This window comes from Enterococcus sp. AZ079 (assembly GCF_050547255.1).
Taxonomy (GTDB): Bacteria; Bacillota; Bacilli; order Lactobacillales; family Enterococcaceae; genus Enterococcus_D; species Enterococcus_D casseliflavus.
In genome coordinates this window covers 2905359-2928907 of record NZ_CP172955.1, presented here as the reverse complement: position 1 = coordinate 2928907, position 23549 = coordinate 2905359, and the positions used below count along the sequence as shown (strand labels likewise).

19 protein-coding genes and 1 other annotated feature are annotated in these 23549 nt (G+C 45.6%); of the genes, 16 read left to right on the top strand and 3 right to left on the bottom strand.

Annotated elements, in window-relative coordinates; genetic code table 11:
- Nucleotides 1-45 precede the first annotated feature (45 nt).
- A complete protein-coding gene (locus tag IGJ15_RS13890; RefSeq protein ID WP_010748709.1) occupies nt 46-876 on the bottom strand; it encodes a helix-turn-helix domain-containing protein in 831 nt (276 codons plus the stop codon).
- Nucleotides 877-1081: 205 nt separating this feature from the next.
- Nucleotides 1082-1945, bottom strand: a complete 864-nt coding sequence (locus tag IGJ15_RS13885) for an SHOCT domain-containing protein (protein ID WP_034695318.1) — start codon at nt 1943-1945, stop codon at nt 1082-1084.
- 149 nt (nt 1946-2094) lie between these two features.
- On the opposite strand from IGJ15_RS13885, the gene IGJ15_RS13880 reads away from it, so the two are divergent.
- The 5 genes from IGJ15_RS13880 to IGJ15_RS13860 all read left to right on the top strand — a co-directional run bounded on the left by IGJ15_RS13880 (nt 2095) and on the right by IGJ15_RS13860 (nt 9524).
- Entirely contained in the window at nt 2095-3201 is a 1107-nt protein-coding gene (locus IGJ15_RS13880; RefSeq protein ID WP_080646929.1) for a GntR family transcriptional regulator, read from the top strand.
- 4 nt (nt 3202-3205) lie between these two features.
- Complete coding sequence (locus tag IGJ15_RS13875) at nt 3206-4801, top strand: xylulokinase (protein WP_081116183.1); 1596 nt, start codon at nt 3206-3208, stop codon at nt 4799-4801.
- A gap of 19 nt (nt 4802-4820) precedes the next feature.
- Nucleotides 4821-5516 carry an L-ribulose-5-phosphate 4-epimerase gene (locus IGJ15_RS13870; protein ID WP_010748713.1) on the top strand — a complete coding sequence of 232 codons (696 nt, stop codon included), beginning with the start codon at nt 4821-4823 and terminating at the stop codon, nt 5514-5516.
- Between the two features lie 19 nt (nt 5517-5535).
- Complete coding sequence (gene araA, locus IGJ15_RS13865) at nt 5536-6960, top strand: L-arabinose isomerase (RefSeq protein WP_010748714.1); 1425 nt, start codon at nt 5536-5538, stop codon at nt 6958-6960.
- 197 nt (nt 6961-7157) lie between these two features.
- Nucleotides 7158-9524 carry a phosphoketolase family protein gene (locus tag IGJ15_RS13860; protein WP_081116185.1) on the top strand — a complete coding sequence of 789 codons (2367 nt, stop codon included), beginning with the start codon at nt 7158-7160 and terminating at the stop codon, nt 9522-9524.
- Between the two features lie 129 nt (nt 9525-9653).
- Here IGJ15_RS13860 and IGJ15_RS13855 read toward each other — a convergent pair whose 3' ends face one another.
- The gene (locus IGJ15_RS13855) at nt 9654-10574 is read right to left on the bottom strand and encodes a LysR family transcriptional regulator (protein WP_005227268.1); all 921 of its coding nucleotides are present in this window, start codon (nt 10572-10574) and stop codon (nt 9654-9656) included.
- Between the two features lie 126 nt (nt 10575-10700).
- On the opposite strand from IGJ15_RS13855, the gene IGJ15_RS13850 reads away from it, so the two are divergent.
- The 11 genes from IGJ15_RS13850 (at nt 10701) to IGJ15_RS13800 (ending at nt 23458) form a co-directional block, all read left to right on the top strand.
- The gene (locus IGJ15_RS13850) at nt 10701-11855 is read left to right on the top strand and encodes a cobalamin-independent methionine synthase II family protein (protein WP_005227269.1); all 1155 of its coding nucleotides are present in this window, start codon (nt 10701-10703) and stop codon (nt 11853-11855) included.
- Between the two features lie 126 nt (nt 11856-11981).
- Nucleotides 11982-12216, top strand: a binding site (T-box leader).
- Between the two features lie 308 nt (nt 12217-12524).
- Entirely contained in the window at nt 12525-13169 is a 645-nt protein-coding gene (locus IGJ15_RS13845) for an amino acid ABC transporter permease (protein WP_010748717.1), read from the top strand.
- Nucleotides 13170-13181: 12 nt separating this feature from the next.
- Nucleotides 13182-13814, top strand: a complete 633-nt coding sequence (locus IGJ15_RS13840; protein WP_010748718.1) for an amino acid ABC transporter ATP-binding protein — start codon at nt 13182-13184, stop codon at nt 13812-13814.
- Between the two features lie 13 nt (nt 13815-13827).
- Nucleotides 13828-14631: an amino acid ABC transporter substrate-binding protein gene (locus IGJ15_RS13835; protein ID WP_010748719.1), complete on the top strand. Its 804-nt coding sequence runs from the start codon at nt 13828-13830 to the stop codon at nt 14629-14631.
- A gap of 176 nt (nt 14632-14807) precedes the next feature.
- A complete protein-coding gene (locus IGJ15_RS13830; RefSeq protein WP_010748720.1) occupies nt 14808-15125 on the top strand; it encodes an AbrB/MazE/SpoVT family DNA-binding domain-containing protein in 318 nt (105 codons plus the stop codon).
- Between the two features lie 7 nt (nt 15126-15132).
- Nucleotides 15133-15570, top strand: a complete 438-nt coding sequence (locus IGJ15_RS13825; RefSeq protein WP_010748721.1) for a type II toxin-antitoxin system VapC family toxin — start codon at nt 15133-15135, stop codon at nt 15568-15570.
- A 130-nt stretch (nt 15571-15700) separates the two neighbouring features.
- Nucleotides 15701-18139 (top strand): FtsK/SpoIIIE family DNA translocase, encoded by a 2439-nt coding sequence (locus tag IGJ15_RS13820; RefSeq protein ID WP_010748722.1) that lies wholly within the window; start codon nt 15701-15703, stop codon nt 18137-18139.
- 41 nt (nt 18140-18180) lie between these two features.
- Nucleotides 18181-18882, top strand: coding sequence for a GntR family transcriptional regulator (locus IGJ15_RS13815; protein WP_430599161.1), 702 nt, complete (start codon nt 18181-18183; stop codon nt 18880-18882).
- 61 nt (nt 18883-18943) lie between these two features.
- Nucleotides 18944-19744: a pyrroline-5-carboxylate reductase gene (gene proC / locus IGJ15_RS13810; protein ID WP_010748724.1), complete on the top strand. Its 801-nt coding sequence runs from the start codon at nt 18944-18946 to the stop codon at nt 19742-19744.
- Nucleotides 19745-19790: 46 nt separating this feature from the next.
- A complete protein-coding gene (locus tag IGJ15_RS13805) occupies nt 19791-20465 on the top strand; it encodes an HAD family hydrolase (protein ID WP_005227279.1) in 675 nt (224 codons plus the stop codon).
- A gap of 287 nt (nt 20466-20752) precedes the next feature.
- A complete protein-coding gene (locus IGJ15_RS13800; RefSeq protein WP_010748725.1) occupies nt 20753-23458 on the top strand; it encodes a YhgE/Pip domain-containing protein in 2706 nt (901 codons plus the stop codon).
- Nucleotides 23459-23549: the final 91 nt, after the last annotated feature.

Sequence of the window (23549 nt, the reverse complement as noted above, 5' to 3'; positions counted from 1 at the left end):
AACGGAAACATGCACAAGAAAAAAACGTTTTCTTGTGCATGTTGTTTAATTGCTCTGATGGGTGAACTGATCGATCAATAAATAGCAAAGCAGCAGATCATCCATATTTTTTAAATTTAAACGTGTCAGTGTTTGAAACTTATCGATCTTATATAGGAGAGAATTCCGATGCATGAACAGTTCTTTGGCTGTGGAGCTTGCATTGCCTTGATTGCGCCACAGTGATTGAATGATCGTTTCGGTCTCTTCTTCAAACCAATCTAGATATAAGGTACGAAACAAGGAAATATACTCGGAAAAGCCGTTGCGAAAAAGAGAGAAGACCACTTTGGGCAGATCCATACTTTTACTGGTGGTTTTCGTTTTTAACTCATTTTTGAACAGGGTAGACTCACTTGCCCATAAGGTAGTGAAATCGTGGCGCGGATGATGGAAGGGACCGACGAACAGCTGAGAATAGCAGTCGAAATCCATATCCAAAGCGACGAATAAGCCGTCGAGATCTTCGATGGGCAAATTGGCACCATCTTGTTTTTCTACGATCACTGCATGGTCTTCGGTGAGGAAAAAAAGATCCACCACGCTAGGGAGCATTTGCTGAATCTCTGCGAGCCATTCGGATTGCAAAGAGTCGATGGTTCGGGTGAAATGAACTTGCAGCAGGCGAATCCACTCCGGCTCTTGAACGGGCTGATGTTCAAATAAAATCGGATACCATGGATGGTTTCGGTTATCGATTTCTGGTTGCAAAGAGCCGTTTCCCAGTTGGATCAGCAATTTTTCACTGTCACTTAATTGGTCAGTTGGCAGCCAAATATATTTTTTGCCGAATGCGATGGATTCGATATCCTTCGTTGTGGCAACTTTGTCATGCAACGTTGCCTGGGGGAAACGTGCTTTGATGTCATTAAAAGAAAAAATGAGAAAGACCTCCTTTGAGATACTCTACGTATTCTTCATTTAGTATAGCATGTTCTAAAAAAACCGTTCAAAATTTTCCCAGGAAAAAAGCACAGCCCTTCACCGAAAGCTCTGCCTTCTCATGGCAGGAGGGCGGCTTTTTTCTCCGAAGTGATTGCTTCTATAATCCTAACAGTTGTTTTTTCTTGAATGCAAATTCTTCTTCAGTCAAAATTCCTTCGTCGACCAGCACTTTTAGTTCGCGTAGTTCAGCAATGAGCGCTTCCGTCGGCTTCGCAGCTGGCGGCGATGGGTTCGTTAACGGGACCGACCGCTCCCGAGGGAAGTTGGTGAGGTAGCGCTGTATGATCCGAGCAATCACCAGGTCTTTTTCGGCAAAGCAAAGAGAGTGATTCGGTTCCATTCGTCTGAAGGAATGGGTTTCTCTGATCGCTCCGCCGCCAATATACAATTCTAAAAAGCCATTGCCTTTCCAAAGACCTGATTCAGCAACTTCTTTCAGATTGACACTGGTGATTTGGGGAATCTGCAGAACCTGTTTCGCTTTCTTCTTGTAATTGATGATTGTGAGGGTATCTTCTGAAATGACCCAAGCATCACGATAATGATAGGAAAGTAATTTGATTTTTCCAGCCTCTTCATCCACGTAACTTTTGGCTGATTGCCCACCAAGTGCTGCCAAATGATCCGTTAAAAATTCATAGGCTTTTTGGGCATCGATTCGATTGGTGAAATAGAGCAATTGAGAATTACCTGGTACCTGCAGTCGGAGGTAGTCCACTAAGAGACCTTTGCCTATATGTAATTCCACATCGGCAATTTTTGCCATGGGGATCTTTTCATCTGGGATTTTCGGATGGGTGTTGTTTATCCAGACGCCTTTTTTCGTAATGAGCCAACGACAGCTGGCATCATGTCTGCGATTTTCTCGATATTTTTTTGAATACAAAATAATGGGTTCCTCGTAGGTTTCATTAGGTGTTCTCGTCAAAATACTTACCTCCTTAAACGTAATAAGCAACATTTTATTCAATTATACAACAAATATCATTTCGATTCGTTTTATTCTGATGAAAATAAGGGTAATTTATCATTTACCTTCTTTTCGTTAGGTTTTTTTAGAAAAAAAGCCATAGCAGCAATTGACACGGAAGCGGTTTCTTGGTATCTTAGATGTACGGACAACTTTTGAAAGATGGGATTAAAATGGCGAATAAGTACGAACAACTTGCGGATATCTTAAGAGAAAAGATCCGCTTAGGCACCTATCAAGAAGGCGATGCGATCCCTTCAGAAGCAACCTTACAGGAAGAATTTCATTATAGCCGTCACACGGTGCGCCAAGCGATCGCTGTTTTGGTCAATGAAGGCTATTTAAGAAAAGAACGGGGCTCAGGCACCTACGTTTCAAAACCTGAGACTGTCAATCATAAAAACCGCAAAACGATTGGGATCATCATGACCTATTTGTCTGATTATATTTTCCCTTCGATCATGCGCGGCGTGGAGCAGACATTGCGGGAGCAAGGCTATTCACTGCTTCTAGGATCAACCAACAATGACCATGAGCAAGAAAGAGCGTGCTTGCAGCAAATGATGGATCAAGGGGTAGACGGGTTGATCGTTGAGCCAACGAAGAGCAGCCAGTACAACCCAAATCTTGCTTATTATGTCGCCCTCCAAGAAGCCGGGATTCCTCTCGTCATGATCAATGCCTATTATGAAGAACTAGACTTGCCGCATATTTGTGTCAACGATACACGTTCTGGTTTTTTAGCAACCAATTATTTATTAGAACAACAGCATCAGCAGTTGATGATGATCACGAAAATCGATGACTTACAAGGGAAATATCGGATGAAAGGGTTTGTCAAAGCATTGACCCAAGCCAAGCGGACGTTTGCAGCAGAAGACGTCTTGACGTATACGACGGAGACGAAAGAAGCCGTTATTGAACAAGCGATCCAGCGCTTGACGGCTGCCGATAATCAAGTCACAGGCATCGTTTGTTACAACGATGAGATCGCGCATCGCTTGATTCAAGCATTGACGGCTGCTGGGAAGAACATTCCTACTGATTTTTCGATCGTGGGTAACGATGACTCGCCCCTTAGCACCTTGTCCACACCGACGATCACCACACTGACTCACCCGAAAGAAGCGATGGGGGAATTGGCGGCACAATGGATCACTACAGGTAAGGCAACAGAAGCGCAACGCTTTTATTTTGAACCGGAGCTGATCGTTCGCGGTTCAGTCAATAACCAAAAAGGAGAATAAGAAGATGACGCAACAAGTAAGGCAAGCAATTATTGACGGGCGCACGTCTCTTGGGATCGAGCTAGGCTCGACACGGATCAAAGCTGTCTTGATCGATGAGCAGTTTCAGACGATCGCTTCAGGTAGCTTTGAATGGGAAAATCAATTGGAGCAAGGGATTTGGACCTACTCACTAGAGGCGATTTGGCAAGGACTGCAAGCCAGCTATCAAGAGTTGGCGCACAACATCCAACAGCAATTCGAGGTACCTTTGACGACGATCGGCAGTATCGGTTTTTCTGCAATGATGCACGGCTATATGGCTTTTGATCAGCAAGGCACGCTGTTGGTACCTTTTCGGACATGGCGCAATGCGATCACGGAAGAAGCAGAAAAAGCCTTGACGGCATTGTTCCAATACAACATCCCGCAGCGTTGGAGTATCGCGCATTTGTATCAAGCGATTTTGAATCAAGAAGCCCACGTCCCAGAGGTTGCTTTTTTCACTACCTTAGCCGGCTATGTCCATTGGCAGCTTACAGGGGAAAAAGTTATCGGAATCGGCGATGCATCAGGGATGTTCCCAATCGACAGTACGACAAAAAACTATGATGCGAATATGCTGCAGCAATTTGATGCACAAATCAGCAGTCAGGGGTATCCTTGGCAGATCAAAGACCTTTTGCCGCAAGTGTTGACAGCAGGCGAACCAGCCGGCACATTGACGGCAGAAGGGGCAAAAAAACTCGACCCAACTGGTACTTTGCAAGCTGGCATCCCGTTATGTCCGCCAGAAGGCGATGCGGGCACTGGCATGGTTGCCACGAATAGTGTGGCACAGCGAAGCGGGAATGTTTCAGCCGGGACGTCTGCTTTTGCCATGATCGTCTTAGAAGAACCCTTAACTAAAGTGTATCCAGAGATCGATTTGGTCACGACGCCTTCTGGTGATTTGGTGGGGATGGTCCATACGAATAACTGTACCTCGGAGATCAATGCCTGGGTCAAACTTTTCCGCGAATTTGCCGATGCAGCTGGAATGAAACTTTCCACGGAAGAATTGTTTGCGACCTTATTCAACGAAGCATTGAAAGGGGATTCAGACTGTGGCGGGATGCTTTCTTATGGCTATTATTCTGGTGAAAATATCACTAAGATCCCTGAAGGACGGCCGCTTTTCGTCCGATCGCCAGAAAGTTCTTTTACTTTAGCAAATTTCATGCGCTTACATCTGTTTAGTGCCTTTGGTGCGATGAAGATCGGGATGAAGATTCTGGAAGCCGAAGACGTCGCTATTGATCGAATCGTTGGTCACGGTGGGATCTTCAAAACGCCAGAAGTTGCCCAACGTGTCTTGGCAGCTGTCATGGAAGCCCCAGTCACGGTCATGGAAACGGCTGGTGAAGGCGGCGCCTGGGGGATCGCCCTTTTAGCAGCGTACCTTCGCCGTCACACGCCAGAACAATCCTTGGCAGCATTCTTAGCAGATCAAGTGTTTAAAAATGACCACGGCGTGACCTTAGCCCCGACAGAAGCCGACATTCAGGGGTTTACCGTCTTTACCCAACGTTACCAAGCAGGGTTGCCGATCGAGCAAGCGGCAATCGATGCGTTGATTTAAAAAGAAAGAAGGGAATTTTGTGTTAGAAGGATTAAAAGAAGAAGTCTTTCAGGCCAATTTGGCATTGCCGAAGCAAGGATTGATCAAATACACTTGGGGCAATGTGTCAGCAGTGGATCGCCAACAGCAATTGTTTGTCATCAAACCTAGCGGTGTTGACTATGAAACCATGCAAGCCAGTGATATGGTGGTTTGTGATTTTGAGGGCAACGTAGTGGAAGGAGCGAAAAATCCTTCCTCCGATACGCCAACGCATGCCGTTTTATACAAAGCATTTCCAGAAATTGGTGGGATCGTCCATACCCATTCTACTTGGGCGACGAGCTGGGCTCAGGCAGGACTCGATTTGCCAGCGATGGGCACAACCCATGCCGATACGTTTTATGGAGCAGTCCCCTGTGCCCGCTTTTTGACGCAAACCGAGATCGATGAAGGCTATGAAGCACAAACAGGACAGGTGATCGTCGAAACCTTTAAGGAACGCGGCATCACGCCAGAAGAAATTCCTGGTGTCTTGCTTCACGGTCATGGACCATTTACCTGGGGCAAAACGGCGGATGCGGCGGTGATGAACGCAGTGGTCTTAGAAGAAGTCGCTAAGATGAATTTTATCACGCGTCAGCTGAACAGTTACGCACCCGAATTGCCGCAGCGGGTCTTAGACAAACATTATTTACGCAAACATGGAGAAAATGCCTATTACGGGCAAAAATAACGAAAAAGGAGCAAGTAGAATGTTAGAAATCGGGAAAAAAGAATTTTGGTTCGTCGTAGGATCACAGCACTTATACGGAGAAGAAGCGTTACAAGAAGTACGGGACCATGCAGAAGAAATGGTCAAAAGCTTAAATGACAGCTCAAAGCTGCCTTATCCAGTCGTTTTACAAGAACTCGCTGTTACTGCCGATACGATTACGAAAATCATGAAAGAAGTCAACTATCGGGATGAAGTCGCTGGGGTGATCACCTGGATGCACACCTTCTCACCAGCAAAAATGTGGATTCGCGGCACGAAATTATTACAAAAACCATTGCTGCACCTTGCCACTCAATACAATGAACAAATTCCATGGGAAACCATCGATATGGACTTTATGAACTTGAACCAAGCGGCTCATGGTGACCGAGAATATGGATTTATCAATGCTCGTTTGAAAAAGCAAAACAAAATCGTTGTCGGCTATTGGAAAAATGAAGCCATCCAAAAAGAAATCGCTGCTTGGATGGACGTGGCAGTCGGCTACAATGAAAGCTTCCAAATCAAAGTCGCTCGTTTTGGCGACAACATGCGTAACGTTGGGGTGACCGAAGGCGATAAAGTCGAAGCACAGATCCAATTTGGCTGGACCGTTGATTATTTTGGGATCGGCGATTTGGTTCAAGTCGTCGATGCGGTGACTGACGAAGAAGTCGATGGACTCTTTGAAGAATACAGCCAGCTGTATGATTTCGATTATGGCGATTACGACAAAGAAGAATGGGCACGTCATGTCAAAGCCCAAGCCAAACAAGAAATCGGTCTGCGCCGCTTCCTTGAAGCAGGCGGCTATACGGCATTTACCACGAACTTTGAAGACCTATATGGTATGCAGCAGTTGCCTGGTTTAGCTGTACAACGTTTGATGGCAGAAGGCTATGGGTTTGCTGGTGAAGGGGACTGGAAAACCGCCGCTATTGACCGCTTGATGAAAATCATGGCCCACAATAAGGCGACTGGCTTTATGGAAGACTATACCTATGAGCTGACACCAGGAAAAGAAGCCATCTTGCAATCCCACATGATGGAAGTCGATCCAGTATTAGCAGCCAACAAACCAAAAATCGTGGTTTCGCCATTGTCGATGGGGGATCGTGAAGACCCAGCCCGACTCGTCTTTGACGGCCAAGGCGGCGAAGGTGTCGTGGTTTCGATGGCAGACTTTGGCACCCACTACAAATTATTGATCAATGAAGTCGATGCCTTTGAGCCAACTGAAGAAGCACCAAAACTACCGGTTGCACGAGTAATGTGGACACCAAAACCAAACTTCCACGATGGCGTCAAACAGTGGATCGAAACAGGCGGTGGCCATCACACCGTCGTCTCACTTGTCCTAAATTCTGATCAGATCGAAACATGGGCGAAGCTTGTGGCATTAGAATACGTAACGATCAAATAAGTACCCAATCACAAAAGAAACCGTTGGCGATGGTCGGCGGTTTCTTTGCGTTTTTCTTAAGCTTTCTTGCCTTCTATCTGCAAAGTGCGGATAAGCAGACCCCTGAAAGCACCAGCAATCAGCAAAATTGACTTTTAAATATAGGGGGCATAGACTTTTATGTAAGAGTGGAACAATGGACTAAAAGGAGGAGCACAATGAAGACAACCTACGATACACCAGAGTATTATCAGAAAATGAACGCTTGGTGGCGAGCAGCCAACTACCTTTCCGTTGGTCAGATTTATTTGAAAGACAATCCCTTATTGCGCCGCCCCATCGAAGAAAAAGATTTGAAAGTGAATCCGATTGGTCACTGGGGAACGATCGCAGGACAAAATTTTATTTACACCCATCTCAATCGCGTCATCAATAAGTACGACTTAAACATGTTTTATATCGAAGGACCAGGCCATGGCGGACAAGTCATGGTTGCGAATGCTTATTTAGACGGCAGCTACAGCGAGATCTATCCAAAAGCCACCCAAGACGAAGCAGGGATGAAACATCTATTCAAAACCTTCTCTTTCCCAGGTGGGATCGCTTCTCATGCGGCACCTGAAACGCCAGGTTCGATCCATGAAGGCGGCGAGCTAGGCTATTCCATCGCCCACGCTACTGGAGCTATTTTAGACAATCCCGATGTCATTGCAGCAGTAGTGGTCGGTGATGGCGAAGCCGAAACTGGACCATTAGCGGGCAGCTGGTTTTCAAATACCTTTATCAATCCAGTCAATGATGGCGCAATTTTGCCTATCTTGCATTTGAATGGCGCCAAGATTGCCAATCCAACGATCTTGGCTCGTAAAAGCGATCAAGATCTCACGAAATATTTTGAAGGCATGGGTTGGACCCCTTATTTCGTAGAAGGGGACGATCCAGAAGCCGTTCATCCGCAATTGGCACAGAAAATGGATCAAGCCATCGAACAGATCCACGCGATCCAAGCAGAAGCCCGCAAAGGTTCTGCGGAAGAAGCCGCTATGCCTCATTGGCCTGTTTTGATCGTTCGCACACCGAAAGGCTGGACTGGACCGAAAGTCTGGGATGGCGAGCCGATTGAAGGGGGCTTCCGTGCCCACCAAGTGCCGATCCCGGTCAATGCGAAACATATGGAACACGTGGATGCTTTGACGGATTGGCTGCAGTCTTATCGTCCAGAAGAGCTTTTTGACGAAAACGGCCGCATCAAAGCTGAGATTCAAGAATTGGCGCCAAAAGGGGAGCAACGGATGGCGGTCAATCCGATCACCAATGGGGGGATCGATCCGCAACCGCTACGCTTGCCAGATTGGCAAGCACATGCCATTGCGATTGAGACACCTGGGGAAACGACTGCCCAAGACATGATGGTCTTTGGGAAATTTGCCCGTGACATCATCAAAGAAAATCCTGACAACTTCCGCATCTTTGGCCCAGATGAAGCCAAATCCAATCGGTTGAACCATGTGTTTGAAGTCACGGATCGCCAATGGTTGGAGCCAAAACATCCTGATTACGATGAATGGCTGTCTTCAGTGGGCCGTGTGATTGATTCACAATTATCAGAGCATCAAGCAGAAGGCTTCTTGGAAGGCTATGTGCTGACGGGTCGTCATGGCTTCTTTGCCAGCTACGAGTCATTCTTAAGAGTCGTTGATTCTATGATCACGCAACACTTCAAATGGTTACGAAAAGCCCATGATCTTGACTGGCGCAACCCGTACCCCTCATTGAATTTGATTGCTTCATCAACGGTCTTCCAACAAGACCATAATGGGTACACCCACCAAGATCCAGGGATCATGACCCATATTGCAGAGAAAAAAGCCGACTTTGTGCGGGTCTACTTGCCAGCCGACGCTAATAGCTTGATGGCTGTCATGGCAGAAACGCTCGCTTCTGAAGAAAAGATCAATCTAGTGGTCTCTTCAAAACACCCACGTCCGCAGTTTTATTCGGCGGATGAAGCGAAAGTGCTTGTCAAAGATGGCTTGAAAGTCATCGACTGGGCATCGACAGATGAAGAACAAGAACCCGATATTGTGATCGCAGCTGCTGGGACGGAACCGAATTTGGAAGCTTTAGCCGCTGTTTCCTTGCTGATTGAAGCCTTCCCAGAGTTGAAAGTCCGCTTCATCAATGTGGTTGATCTATTGAAATTGCGTCGTCCAGCAGTCGATCCTCGTGGGTTGAGCGATGAAGCATTCGAAGCCTACTTTACGAAAGACAAACCGATCGTGTTTGCTTTCCACGGGTATGAAGGACTGATTCGCGATATCTTCTTTGGCCGTCGCAACCAACAGCTTCATATTCATGGGTACCGAGAAAATGGCGACATCACGACACCGTTTGATATGCGGATCCTTTCTGAATTGGATCGCTTCCACTTAGCCAAAGACGCCGCCGAATGGGTCTATGGAGAAAAAGCAACGGACTTTGCCCAAAAAATGGCAGACACCGTTGCGTATCACCATGACTTTATTCGAGAAAACGGCTATGATATCGCCGAAGTCGAAGAGTGGGAATGGAAACCATTGCGTTGATTTATTCTCCACAACGCCAACGTAAGACAGTTTAAGAACAAAAAAAGCACAAAAGAAACAAAACGATCCGCAACAGGGTCGGGACACCTTACTAAGGTAGCCCGACCGACTGTCTGCGGATCGTTTTTTTTAAAAGACGTCGAAACCGTAGTTTTTGATATGCTGCTTCAACAAGGCGAGATAGTCCAAAGCCATCTCACTCAGTTCCATTTTCTTGTGTTTTAGGTAACCTAGTGTCATCGCATCATCGACTTCCAAAGGGATCGCAACGATTTTTTCATCATTCAGCTCACTGCTGATGATTCCAGAGCTGATGGTATAGCCGTTGAGACCCACCATCAAATTGAAGATCGTGGCACGATCGCTGATGCGGATGTGTTTTTTGCGCTGTAAAGTGCTTAAGATCTCTTCAGAAAAGTAGAAGGAATTGGTTTCCCCTTGTTCGTACGACAGATAGGTATATGGTTCCAAATCAGCTAATGTGATGCTTTTTTTCTGAGTCAGGGGATTTTCTCGGCCGATGAAGACGTGGGGTTTGGCTTCAAATAAAGGAATGAATTGCAGGTCTTTTTCGTGGATCAAACGGGTCAAGACCGTTGTGTTGAAATCATTCAGATAAATGACCCCTAATTCGCTCTTAAACGTCTGGATATCATCCAGTACATTTTGTGTCTGGGTCTCCCGCAAGGTGAATTGAAATTCATCTTCCCCTAACTGTTTGACCAGCTCCACGAAGGCGTGGACGACGAAGGCATAGTGTTGTGCGGAAACACTGAAAACATGCTTGCGATGGCTGTCTTTGCGAAAGCGTTCGTCCAAGAGATTGACTTGGTCTAAAACATTTCGAGCATAGTTGAGAAAGGAACGGCCATCATCGGTCAAGGTCACCCCTAATTTACTGCGGTAAAACAGCTGCAGATCATACTCTTTTTCCAACTCTTTCATGGCTTGAGAGAGGGAGGGCTGACTGATGAAAAGCTGTTTGGCGGCTTCATTGAAAGAGCCAGTTTCTACGATTTTTTCCAAATATTCAAGCTGCTGGATACGCATGGGATACAACCTCCTTTTTATGTTATAGGTATTGCCTATGGAATATACAAGTTTATAAGTATTATCTATAGTATAAGATGTTTGCTAGAATAAATCTAACAATTTTGAAAACTTTGTATAGGAGGAATGGATATGGCAACAGACAAATTTCAGCTTGTGGGGTCATTGTTACGACCACAAGATTTATTGGACTACAAAAATCAAATCGAGCATCGGGAGGATATCCGCTACCCGTTTTATGATGCGTTTCCTGGCTACCAAGAAACGGAAGCAAAAGCGATCGCTGACATCATTGCAGCGCAAAAAGAACACGGCATTACAGTCATCACAGACGGCGAACATGGCCGCTCAATGTGGCACCTGGATTTTCTCTGGGGATTAAAAGGCGTTGAACGCTATATCTCCGATCATGGGTATGCCTTTGAAGATTTGGACGGTGGACATTTTGAGACACGTAAAGACATCGGCATCCGAATCACAGAACCATTATCTGGCAAAAACCATCATTACTTGACGTTATTTAAAGAAACCAAACGCCAAGCTGGCGACCTGCCAGTCAAAATCACCGTCTGGGGGGCTGCCCACGCCTTTACCGAGCTGACTGTCTTTAACGACCTCGTTGGTGAAGGTCAGGTGTATCCAACGAAAGAAGCCTTGCGGGAAGGGCTGCTTAACGCCTACAAGGAATTCTTGCAGGAATACCGAGAAGCCGGTGGTGAGATCGTTCAGTTCGATGATTGTTTATGGGAATTATTCGCCGAAGACAATGACAAGAGCTTCTTCACCCAAGGCAATGACGGCTTAGAAGCGTTAGCCGATGAATTCGTGGCGATCAACAACGAAGTCGCTGACTACGCCCACGAATTAGGATTAAAAGTCTGGACCCACAACTGCCGCGGCAATTACCAAAGCCGCGCGGCCGCCAGCGGTACCTACAAAGCGATCGCCGAAAAATTCTTGCGTGATCAGCATTATGACCGCTTTTTCCTAGAGTGGGACGATGACCGTGCTGGTGATATCTCGGCTTTAGAAGCGCTGAAAGACCGTCCAGAAGTGGAGGTTGTCTTAGGCTTATTATCCAGCAAAACCGCCACATTAGACGATGAAGAGCGAGTGATCGCTTTATTAGACAAAGCCAGCCAAATCATTCCTAAGGAGCGGCTTTATCTTTCTCATCAATGCGGCTTTGCCTCTTGTGACTGCGGCAATGAGCTTTCGACTGAACAGCAATGGGCAAAAATCAAGCAAGGACAAGCCTTAGCTGAAGCGTACTTCGGTTAAGCAGCTGCGTCTTCTTTTCCCTGAATCTTCCCTTCGAAATCGGTGCATGCGACAAAGTTTCGAAAATTTCAGAAAAAATGTTTGACATTTTCTTTAAGAGCGAGTAAAGTAAGACACAACTTAATGAAACAGACATCGAAAAGAAGAGTAGCAAGGCTTGCTGTTTGAAGAGAGTCTCTGGTTGGTGCAAAGAGATAACGCATGGTTGTGAAACACATCTTGGAGTCGTTTTTCCGAAAGAAAAGTAGGAGAGACCGGGTTTGCCCGTTACAGCAGCAGTCATTGATTGATGACTTTCTGAGTTCAGTTGCTGTGAAGCACTGATAAACAAAGGTGGAACCGCGTTGATAACGTCCTTTAGCTGTAATGGCTAGGGGACGTTTTTTTTCTCTTTTTTTGCATCTCACCGAAAACCGAAAGTGGTAGGATCACAAGGACTGCACGAGGCCTTTTCCTGTGAAGGAAAGGCAAATTGAGGTGGAACCACGTATCAAGCGTCCTCTGGCAAATGCCAGTGTGCGCTTTTTTTGTTTTTCTTTTTTAGAAAAATGAAATTTGCCAGTTGCCCCTCACCAGCCAACGCCCAGCGTCACATAAGCGTCGGAGCAAACCGTCGCTAAGCTGTATCGCTGCTAATCGAAATTGAAACCTATCAAGGAGGAAGTCACCATGTTTGAGTATTTAGTCAATGTTATGCCCCAACTGATTTCAGGAACTGGAATCACCGTTAAATTGTTCGCACTGACCTTAATCGGGTCCATTCCCTTAGGCATCTTGTTGGCCTTTGTTTTAGCCAGTCGCCTGCGTATTTTGAAATTGATCGTGCAAGTCTACGTATGGTTGATGCGAGGAACGCCTTTATTGCTACAGCTGATCTTCGTATTCTACGGTCTGCCGATCTTAGGGATCGTCTTTGACCGCTTTGAAGCAGCCTTGATCGCCTTTATTATCAATTACGCTGCTTATTTTGCCGAGATTTTCCGTGGAGGGATCCAATCGATTCCAGCAGGACAATATGAAGCCGCGAAAGTCTTGCGTTTGTCCCCGATCCAAACGATCCAAAAAATCATCATCCCACAAGTCGTCAAGATCACCCTGCCATCTGTCGGCAATGAAGTCATCAATCTTGTCAAAGACACATCCCTCGTCTACATCTTAGGATTGTCAGACGTGATGCGAATCGGGAAAATCGCCATGGAGCGAGACAGTACCTTGCTTCCGTTAGTTGGGGTCGGCTTGATCTACTTGGTGATGACGGGCGTCTTTACGTTATTGTTAAAACAAATCGAGACCAAACTGGACTATTACCGTTAGGAGGAACCACATATGTTAGAACTAAAACAAGTATCAAAGTCATTTGGCGCTAAAAAAGTCATCGATCAGCTAGACTTGACGATCGAAGACGGCAGTATCTTAGCGGTGGTCGGTCCTTCCGGTGGCGGGAAAACCACCTTGCTTCGGACACTGGCTGGTTTAGAAACGATCGATTCTGGAAGCTTTTTACTGGATGGCAAAACCTTTGATCCCACCGACACAAAAGAACAAGAACAAGTCGTCGGTGTCGTCTTCCAAGACTTCCAATTGTTTCCGCACTTGTCAGTTTTTGAAAACATCACTTTGGCGCCAAAAATGGTGCTAAAACAAGACAAGGCCGCGTATACAGCAAAAGCCGAACAGTTGGCAGAAAAACTAGGATTAAGTGACCTACTAGCCCAATATCCCTTCCAATTGTCCGGGGGGCAGCGGCAACGGGTGGCTATCGCACGAGCGATGGCGATGAATCCCAAAGTGTTGGCCTATGACGAGCCTACCAGCGCCTTAGATCCAGGCTTGAGACAGCAAGTCGAACAGCTGATCTTGGATCTGAAAAAAGAAGGAGTGACCCAGATCGTGGTGACCCATGATTTGGTTTTTGCCGAAAATATCGGTGATCAATTATTAAAAGTAGCAGGAGAATAAGGGGGAGAACAAAATGAAAAAATTACTATTGACGGGAATCGCAGCAGCAAGTGTATTTTTATTAGGGGCGTGTGGCAGCAGCAATGACACCACAACCAGTGCCGCTGACAAAGAAGAAGTGATCGTCGGCCTAGACGATACCTTCGTACCGATGGGCTTTAAAGACGACCAAGGCAACATCGTTGGGTTTGATGTGGATTTAGCCACAGCGATTTTGGATCTAACAGGAACCAAAGTCAAATTTCAACCAATCGATTGGTCCATGAAAGAAACCGAACTAAGCAATGGCACCATCGATATGATCTGGAACGGGTATACCAAAACCGCAGCTCGTGAAGAAAAAGTATTGTTTACAGATACTTATATGGAAAACAAACAAGTCTTAGTCACAGCAAAAACCAGCGGCATTACTAGCTTTGATGATATGGAGGGCAAAGTCTTAGGCGCCCAAGAAGGTTCTTCTGGTTATGAGACCTTCAATAACCAACCGGAAGTTTTGAAGGATCTCGTAGACGGCAATGACGCAACCTTGTATGCCAGCTTTAATGAAGCCTTTATCGATCTAGAAAACGGTCGGATCGACGGTCTTTTGATCGACCGCGTCTACGCAGAATATTATTTGACTCAAACAGGCAAAACCGATGACTTCAACGAAATCGAAAGCCCCTTTGAAGCAGAAGATTTTGCTGTAGGTGTGCGTAAAGACGATCAAGCCATGGCAGATAAAATCAATGATGGCTTGAAAGAATTGCAAGACAATGGCACCTTTGCTGAAATCTCTGAAAAGTGGTTTGGCGAAGACGTCACACCAAACTAAAACAAGTCAACAAGATACACTGGCTGCTTAGCAGTTGGTGTTTTTTTATACATTCATTTCTTTTGCGTATTTAAGGAAAGAAGGAACGATTGAAGTATATACTTGTGTATACATATGCTTGCTCATGTTATAATGATAGGTAGTAAGGAAAATCCGATTAAGAGGGGGGGAGCCTAGTGGAACATTATAAAGAGACCGCTCATTTGATTAAGTGGGGCAACGGACAGGGGGTTCGCTTGTCTAAGAAAATGATTCAGAAATTGGATCTCCAGGTAGGTTCTGAACTAGAAATGGAACTGGCAGAAGAAGTCAATGGCAAAAAACAGTTAGTTATTACAGAAAAGCAGTCAGTAGGAGCGTTGTCCCCAGAGGAGAAACTTCGTTTAGTCGATTCATTGCAAGGCATTTTAGCAGATTCATTTGAAACACCTGACGTTGTGGACATCAAAAAAGTAAGAAACGAACGGCGTAGGAAAAAATATCTGGGAGAATAAAATAAGCATGACCAAATACAAAGCCAAACGAGTCGTGATTGACACCAATGTGATCCTTGACTATTTATTAGGAAGAGGGTCTAAAAGACATCAAGAAGCCATCAAACAGATATACAACAGTTCCATTTATGGACTTTGCGAGGGCGTGATTACGGCAAGTACCTTAACGGATCTTTTCTATATTCTCGATGGAGCAGCAGGAGTCGATGCTCGGAGGGAAGTCAAAAAACTGATCCAAGTGCATACCGTCTTAACAGTTACGGAAGCAGATTGCCTTCAGGCGCTTGATTCAACAATGACAGATTTTGAGGATGCTGTTTTAGCAGCTTGTGCGAAGCGAAATCAAATCGACAGTCTAGTAACGACCAATACAGCTGATTTTGAATCATCGGGACTGATTGTCTATACAGTCGCTGGATTTGTGCAGCAGCTAAAAAGAGGATGATCACTGCTATATCTGGCAGACATCCTCTTTTTTCCTTAAATTCCAACAGCGAACCAAAATTTCTCACAGGAAAACTTTTGTTCGCCTTCTTTTTTCGTTATAATAGGGAAAGATGAAAAGAGGGATAGAAATGGCGCAAAAAAAACGCGCAAAGAAACGCAAAACAAAAAAACAACAAAAACAGCAAGAGAAATTAATGCTGGTCGGCGTCGGCCTGCTCTTTGTCTTGTTTTCGATATTTGGCTTTTTCCATTTAGGTTTTTTAGGAACCTTGATTGCCAACGGGTTTCGGATCGTTGGCGGAAACACGTACCAATTTTTGAGTGTTGCCCTAGCCGCTTATGGTGTCTGGTTAGCGATCAAAACGACCGATGCTCGCTTTAAGAGTATTCGGCGAGTGATTGGCTGTGTATTGGTGTATTTTGGTTTACTGATCATCCTCCATGCGCAAATCTTTAGTAATGTGGTGGGAGAACAAGCCAATATCTTCCAAACGACGTGGATGACGCTGTTAGGCGATATTCGGCGTAGCCAAGTGACCCAAAATGTCGGGGGCGGAATGATTGGCGCCATGCTCTATGGGGCGACCTATTTTCTTGTTTCCCAGATCGGCAGCTACATCATCGCTGTTTTACTCATGCTGATCGGGGCGTTCTTGTTCAGCCAAATGAGCAGCCACGAGTTAGTCGAGCACCTGCAAGCAGCTGGTGACAAGCTGCAGCGGTTGTTAGAAGGCTCTCCAGAAAAGCAAGCCGAACGAGAAGCCCGCAAAGCGGAACGAGCAGCAGAGAAGCAAGCTGCGAAAGAAGCCAAAAAAGAAGCCGAACGAGCAGCAGTCATGGCGGAGATCAAAGAAAAGAATCAAGTCCGACCAATGACAGAAGACGAAAAATCAGCAAAAGAACAACAGATGCAAGCGCCAGCTGATTTTGAACCAGAGCAGCTGAGCTTTGTACCCATCGACCACTTCCAGGAATTGCCGCAAGCGGCGGGACCAGAGGCCGCTCAAGCACCACATCCAGCAGGAAACAAACCGGGACCAAGCAAAAAGGTCAATGAAGACGGAGAGATCCTCGATGATGATGGTGAAGTATTGGAATTTGAGATTTCGGAAGAAGCTGAAAATCGTGATTATGAATTGCCTTCAGCGCAATTACTCGATTCGATCCCTTCAACGGATCAAAGCAGCGAGTACAAAAAGATCGAACAAAATATCGGTGTGTTAGAAACCACCTTCCAAAGCTTCGGTGTTGATGCAAAAGTCGTCAAAGCCAGCTTAGGACCAGCAGTAACCAAATTCGAAGTTCAACCAGCAGTAGGGGTCAAAGTCAGCAAAATCGTCGGGTTGACCGACGATATCGCCTTGGCCTTAGCTGCCAAAGATGTGCGGATGGAAGCGCCGATCCCAGGGAAATCATTGATTGGGATCGAAGTTCCAAACAGTGCAGTCAGCATGGTTTCATTCCGAGAAGTGATCGAAGCCCAACCGGATCATCCAGATAAACTATTAGAAGTACCTTTAGGACGCGATATTTCTGGCCGTGTCCAAACGGCAGACTTAACGAAAATGCCCCATCTCTTGATTGCCGGATCGACCGGGAGCGGGAAGTCCGTAGCCATCAACGGTATCATCACCAGTATTTTGATGCGGGCAAAACCCCATGAAGTCAAACTGATGATGATCGACCCGAAAATGGTTGAATTAAATGTTTACAATGGGATTCCCCATCTCTTGACACCTGTCGTGACCAATCCCCGCAAAGCGGCGCAAGCGTTGCAAAAAGTGGTCAAGGAAATGGAAGAGCGCTACGAAAAATTTGCGGCAACTGGGGTCCGAAACATTACTGGCTACAACGATTTAGTGATCAATAAGAATTTAGAAGACGGTGAAAATCGTCCGATCTTGCCATTCATTGTAGTGATCGTCGATGAGTTAGCCGACTTGATGATGGTTGCCAGCAACGAAGTCGAAGATGCCATCATTCGTTTGGCGCAAATGGCACGGGCAGCAGGTATCCATATGATCCTAGCAACGCAACGACCAAGTGTGGATGTCATTACAGGGATCATCAAAGCCAATGTTCCATCACGGATGGCCTTTGCGGTTTCCAGCGGTGTCGATTCGCGGACCATCATTGATGGGAACGGAGCCGAAAAACTGCTGGGACGCGGCGACATGCTGTATCTGCCGATGGGTGAGAACAAACCGATTCGGGTCCAAGGGGCCTTTATCTCCGACCAAGAAGTCGAACGAGTGGTTGAATTCGTGACCGATCAGCAAGAAGCCAATTATGAAGAAAAAATGATGGTTACTGAGGAAGAAACGAGTACCGGCAGCAGCGGACAACCGCAAGATGAGCTATTCGAAGATGCCAAAGCCCTTGTGGTGGAAATGCAGACCGCCAGCGTTTCTCTCTTGCAGCGACGTTTTCGCATCGGCTATAACCGAGCGGCTCGGTTAGTGGATGAATTAGAAGATCAAGGTGTCGTTGGCCCTTCTGAAGGCAGCAAGCCACGGAAAGTCTTGATCGAGCCGCAACCAGAAGACATTCCTACCTTTGATGAATAAGGAGAACAAGACCAATCCAATGAGAGAAAGGCGAGATAGCAATGAAACGCAAACACATTCTTTACCGTGATGTTGCCGATAAGCTCAAAGAAGACATCATGTCGGGTTGCTACCCGATTGGTTCATTTTTACCGACGGAAACAGAATTGGAAGCCACCTTCAATGTCAGCAAGATCACTGTCCGCAAAGCCATCGAATTGTTAGCGGCAGATGAGTATGTGGAAAAACGCAGCGGACGTGGGACGACGGTTTTAAGCAATCGCCCTTATAACAAGCTGTCAAAAGGCACGACGTTTAGCCAATTGCTTGAAAAGACTGGCAAGGAATACACGAAGAAAAACCTCAGCTATGAATTAGTTGAACTTGCGCCTGAACACCCAGCGTATTCCTTGATGGGCAAAGAAGTCATGCGTTTACGTCGCATGTATTATTTTGACCACCAACCCTTTATTTACTATGAGTACCATTTGCCAAAGCAGCTAAAGGGTACCTCCATCGAGGTCTTTGAAGAAAAATCATTGTATCGCCTATTGGATGAACATCGAATGATCATCGATCGCTTTCAAGATGCGTTCGTGGCAACGACCTTGACCGAAGAGCAACAGAAGTTTATGATCACGCCAGAGGTCGCTGCCTTGAAACGAACCCGTTATTCGTATGATCTACAAGGAGAAGTGGTAGAATATACAGAAGGGATCTATAACACCGCCTTGCATCCGTATATGATCGAGTTTGAAGCCTAGTCATTGATTAGGCTTTTTTAGCAAAAAGTGGTACCAAAATCAGAAGTGGAGCGTGAAAACTATGAGAAAAATCGCCTTTTTAGGAGCCGGTAACATGGCAAAAGCCATCATCAACGGCTTGATTGCAGCAAACCTGTATGAACCAGCAGAGATCTTGGTTTATAATCATCGCTACGAGCCGACTTTGGCACAATTAGAAAAAGAAACCGGGATCACTGGGACAACTAAGCTGGCAGATGTCACCGAAAAAGCAGAGATCCTTGTCTTAGCAGTCAAACCTTTTGTCTTTCCCCGCTTGCTTGCTGATTTAAAAGACGGCTTGACCAAGGAGCATTTGCTAGTATCCATTGCCGCGGGCGTGACGATCGCGCAAATGGAAGAAATCATTGGTGCGCACAAAATCGTGCGGGTCATGCCAAATACCCCTGCACTGGTGGGGGAAGGGATGTCTTCTATCAGTCCCAACGGTCAAGTGACGGAAGCCGAAGCCAACGAAGTCAAACAGCTTTTTGAAAGCCTAGGGAAAGCCGAGCAAGTACCAGAAAGCATGATCGATGCAGTCATTGGTGTCAGCGGTTCTTCACCAGCCTACACGTATTTGTTCATCGAAGCTTTGGCAGATGGAGCAGTAGCAGAAGGAATGCCGCGTCCGATGGCGTATGAATTTGCTGCTCAAGCGGTATTAGGCGCAGCGAAGATGGTACTAGAGACGAAGGAACACCCAGGTGTCTTAAAGGATCGTGTCAGCTCGCCAGGGGGCACAACGATCCAAGCAGTCAAAACCTTAGAGGAAAATGGCTTTCGGGCGGCTGTCATCAAAGCAGTGCAAGCAGCTGCTGACAAAAGTCGGGAGATGTCTTGATCCCCAGTGAGTGAGGAAAAAATCTTAGCAAAACGAAGGAGCGTTTATGAAAGAACTTTTGATTTTTGATTTTGATGGATTGTTAGTCGATACCGAAAGAGTCTATTTTGATGGGTGGTTGGCGCTATTTAAAAAGTATGAGCTTCCGATTACAGCCGCTGATATTTTTGGTTGGCGTGGTCAAAGTTGGCAACAGACTGCCACTAAATTAGCCGACCTCGTAGGCGGTCAGCAGCGGGTGCAGGAATTACGAGCAGAACGGGAAGTCTATATTGCCCAGCAAATAACCGATGGCACCTTCAAAACCAAACCCTATGCGAAAGAAACCATCGCATTGGCTCGTGAGAAAGGCTTCCAAACGGCATTAGCCACCTCGACGATGAAAAAAAGAGCCTCTGAATTGTTGGCGCATTTCGATTTGTTGCAGGCTTTTGACTATCAGACCTTTGGCGATGACGTCTCCGCCCATAAGCCTGATCCAGCACCTTACTTGCTGACTTTAGAAAAAGCGCAAGTCGCAGCAGAAAAAGCTTTAGTCATGGAAGATTCTCTTGTGGGAGCAACAGCCGCGACACGTGCGGGTATCGATGTCGTGCTGATTCCCGATCAAAGCTTTGATCAAGTCTATTCCCCAGAGGAAAAAGCAGATCTTCAATTATATGGCGAAGCTACCTCATTGAAGTATGTGTATGAGTTATTGGCAAAGGATCAACTGAAATAATACCTAAAAAAGCTTCCTTTTTCGTTGCAGAAAAAGGAAGCTTTTTTTGTATAGGAAAGACCTGTAAAAAAACAGATCAAAGGATATGAGTGGTGTGTTTTTCGCCATCATGGTAAAGTTAAAGAAAGTTTAACAATAAGCGAAAAAAAACAAAAAGTAAAGGGGTTTCATTTTGACAAAAACGTCCATTTGTCAAAAGGACTTTTCTTGGTCGATCCTAGCCGTTGGCGGCAGGGGAAAAAAATGGTAAATTATCCTTCGACGAAGAACTAGTGGGGGAAGAAAAAATGAATAAACTAAAGAATGTTTTCTATTTATATAAACTGGACTGGAAGCGAATTTTCAGCAATCCAATCTCTGCATTTTTGATCATTGCCTTAATGATTTTACCCTCGCTTTATGCGTGGTTCAATATCAAAGCCCTCTGGGACCCATACGGCAACACCAGTGAATTGCCGATTGCCGTTTACAGTGCGGATAAAGGGGCAGAATTTCAAGACAAGCACATCGATATCGGTGATGAAGTCATCGACACCCTCCATAAAAACAAGCAGTTGGGCTGGCGCTTCTTGGATTCAAAAGAGGACTTAGTAGAAGGGGTCAAGTCAGGAAAATATTACGCGGGTATTTATCTGCCAGCGGATTTTTCAGATGATCTGATCAGCTTTACCAGTGGGAAAATCGAAAAACCGACCATCGAGTATTATAGCAACCAAAAAATCAACGCCATCGCACCAAAAATCACCGATAAAGGAGCCAGCAGCCTTCAAGAAGAAATCTCACAAAACTTTATTGAAACCGCCAGCTCCACGTTGATCAAAGTCTTCAATGAAATCGGCTATGACATTGATTCCAACTTAGTCAGCATCAACAAAGTCAAATCGATGATCTTAGACACCGATGACAATTTGGCTACGATCGATGGCTATACGAAAGAGATCGTCACCTTGCACGATAAGTTTCCAGAAATCAAAGAAAAGATCGCAAAAGCCGAAGAATTCACCGATTATATCCCACAAGTGGATGCTATGGGGGAAAAATTGATTGGCCTAAACGATAAGCTGCCTGCATTGAAGAAAGAAGCCAGCATCATTTTGACCTTGCAAGAAAAGATCCCAGAGATCCAAAATGCTGGCAAACAATTGAAGATGATCGACGATGATTTCGATGACATTGCCAGCACTATGACGGACGGCATCGACACCGCCAAGCAAGGACTGCAAGTCATTGAACAAGTGCAAACCGCTTTACCACAGATCGAACAACTAGGCGACCAAGCCGCCAGCTTCGCCACCGCAACCAAAGATGGGGCGCAACAATTGCAAGATGCCCTGCCAAGTATTTCTAGCAGTGTGAAGGTGACGATTGAGTCGATCAGTCAAGTGGCAACCACCACTGCCGGTCTAACAAGTACGATTCGCCAAGCGCTGGCTGACAATGAACTAACGGATGAAGAGCGTCAAGCAATCAGTGCAACGATCACTGACTTTCAAAAGAACATCCAACAACAACAAGCCGCCTTGGATTCCTTGATTGCCTTTTTAACCAATATTCAGAATTCTGGCAGTAACGCCGACCTAGAAGGCATCATTGCACAACTAAGCAATGCCAAAACAACGTTAGGTGTTTTATCTGACCGCTTATCGCAATTGAATAACCTTGTTCAAAATGGGTCTGTTGATGAAATTACAGCGTATCTCGATCAAGTTACCGCAGCTGCTCAAAACGTTGCCAATCTCATGAACAGCATCAATGTTGATTCAATCACCACCACCATCAACGACATTCTAACCAAACTAATCAAAACCATCACCACCGCCGAAGATGTCTTGAAAAAAGCCCAAGAGATCGATTTTGATTCGTTGCTGTCTTCCACCAAATCAGTGGTCAGCAATGCCGTGACGATTTTGGAAAAATACCAAAAAGAATTGCCTGCCATCAAGCAAGAATTGCACGATGCCAATACGATGCTGAATGGTCACATGGATGAAATCGTCAATGCCATCAACAAAGGAGCCGACCTGTACAACAACGAATTGCCAGTGGTCGAAGAAAAATTAGGGCTGGCCGTAAACTTCTTGCAAAACGATTGGCCAACTATCAAATCAGAAATCAGCTCTACGATGGCAATGGTGGATGAAAAACTGCCAGAAGTTGAAAAAGCCTTGGATGCGGCTGTCGATTTGATCAATAACGATTGGCCGAGTATCAAAGCAGGCATTCACAAAGCCGCTGATGCGATCCGAGCAGGAGAAAATGAAGTCGATCTTGGAGAAGTCATCAAATTATTGAAACTTGATGCCACCGATGAAGCCGACTTCTTCAAACAACCAGTGGAATTAAAAAGCAATGAAATCTATCCAATCGCCAACAATGGTTCAGCTAGCACACCGTTTTATACCGCATTGTGTTTGTGGGTAGGGGCATTATTGTTGTCAAGTGTCGCTACAACGGAGTATCATTTAGAGAAGAAAGACAAAAAACGCTTTACCCAACGTGAAACCTTTGTGGCACGAATGCTGACGTTCTTGACGATGGCAGTCGCCCAAAGTTTGATCGTGACCCTAGGAAATATGTTTTTATTAGGCGTTGATGTCCACAATCCAGTGTACAGTGTCTTCTTCGCATTACTCGTCGGACTCGCCTTTATGATGATCGTCTACGTACTGGCAGGACTGTTCGGCAACCTCGGGAAAGGGATCGCCATCATCATTTTGGTTCTCTCCATCTCAGGTGGGGGAGGAAACTACCCGATCCAAGTTTCTGGGAAGTTCTTCCAATTCATTAATCCGCTGCTGCCATTTACCCATGCAGTCAATCTGTTAAGAGAATCAGCTGGCGGGATCTATTGGCCAAATGCCGTGCCACAATTGGTTATTTTAACGATTTTGTTCCTGGTCTTTGGGATCGTCGGTACCTACGCGTATCCTTATCTAGTCAACTCTACGAAGAAATTAAGCGACATTTCCAAAGAAAGTCATTTCTTCCACTAACATCGAAAAGCAGAAAGAGCATTTGTTCTTTCTGCTTTTGTGCCATCACGTGAAATTTCTAATAATCAAAAGAGGGAAAAAGGGGCGTTTT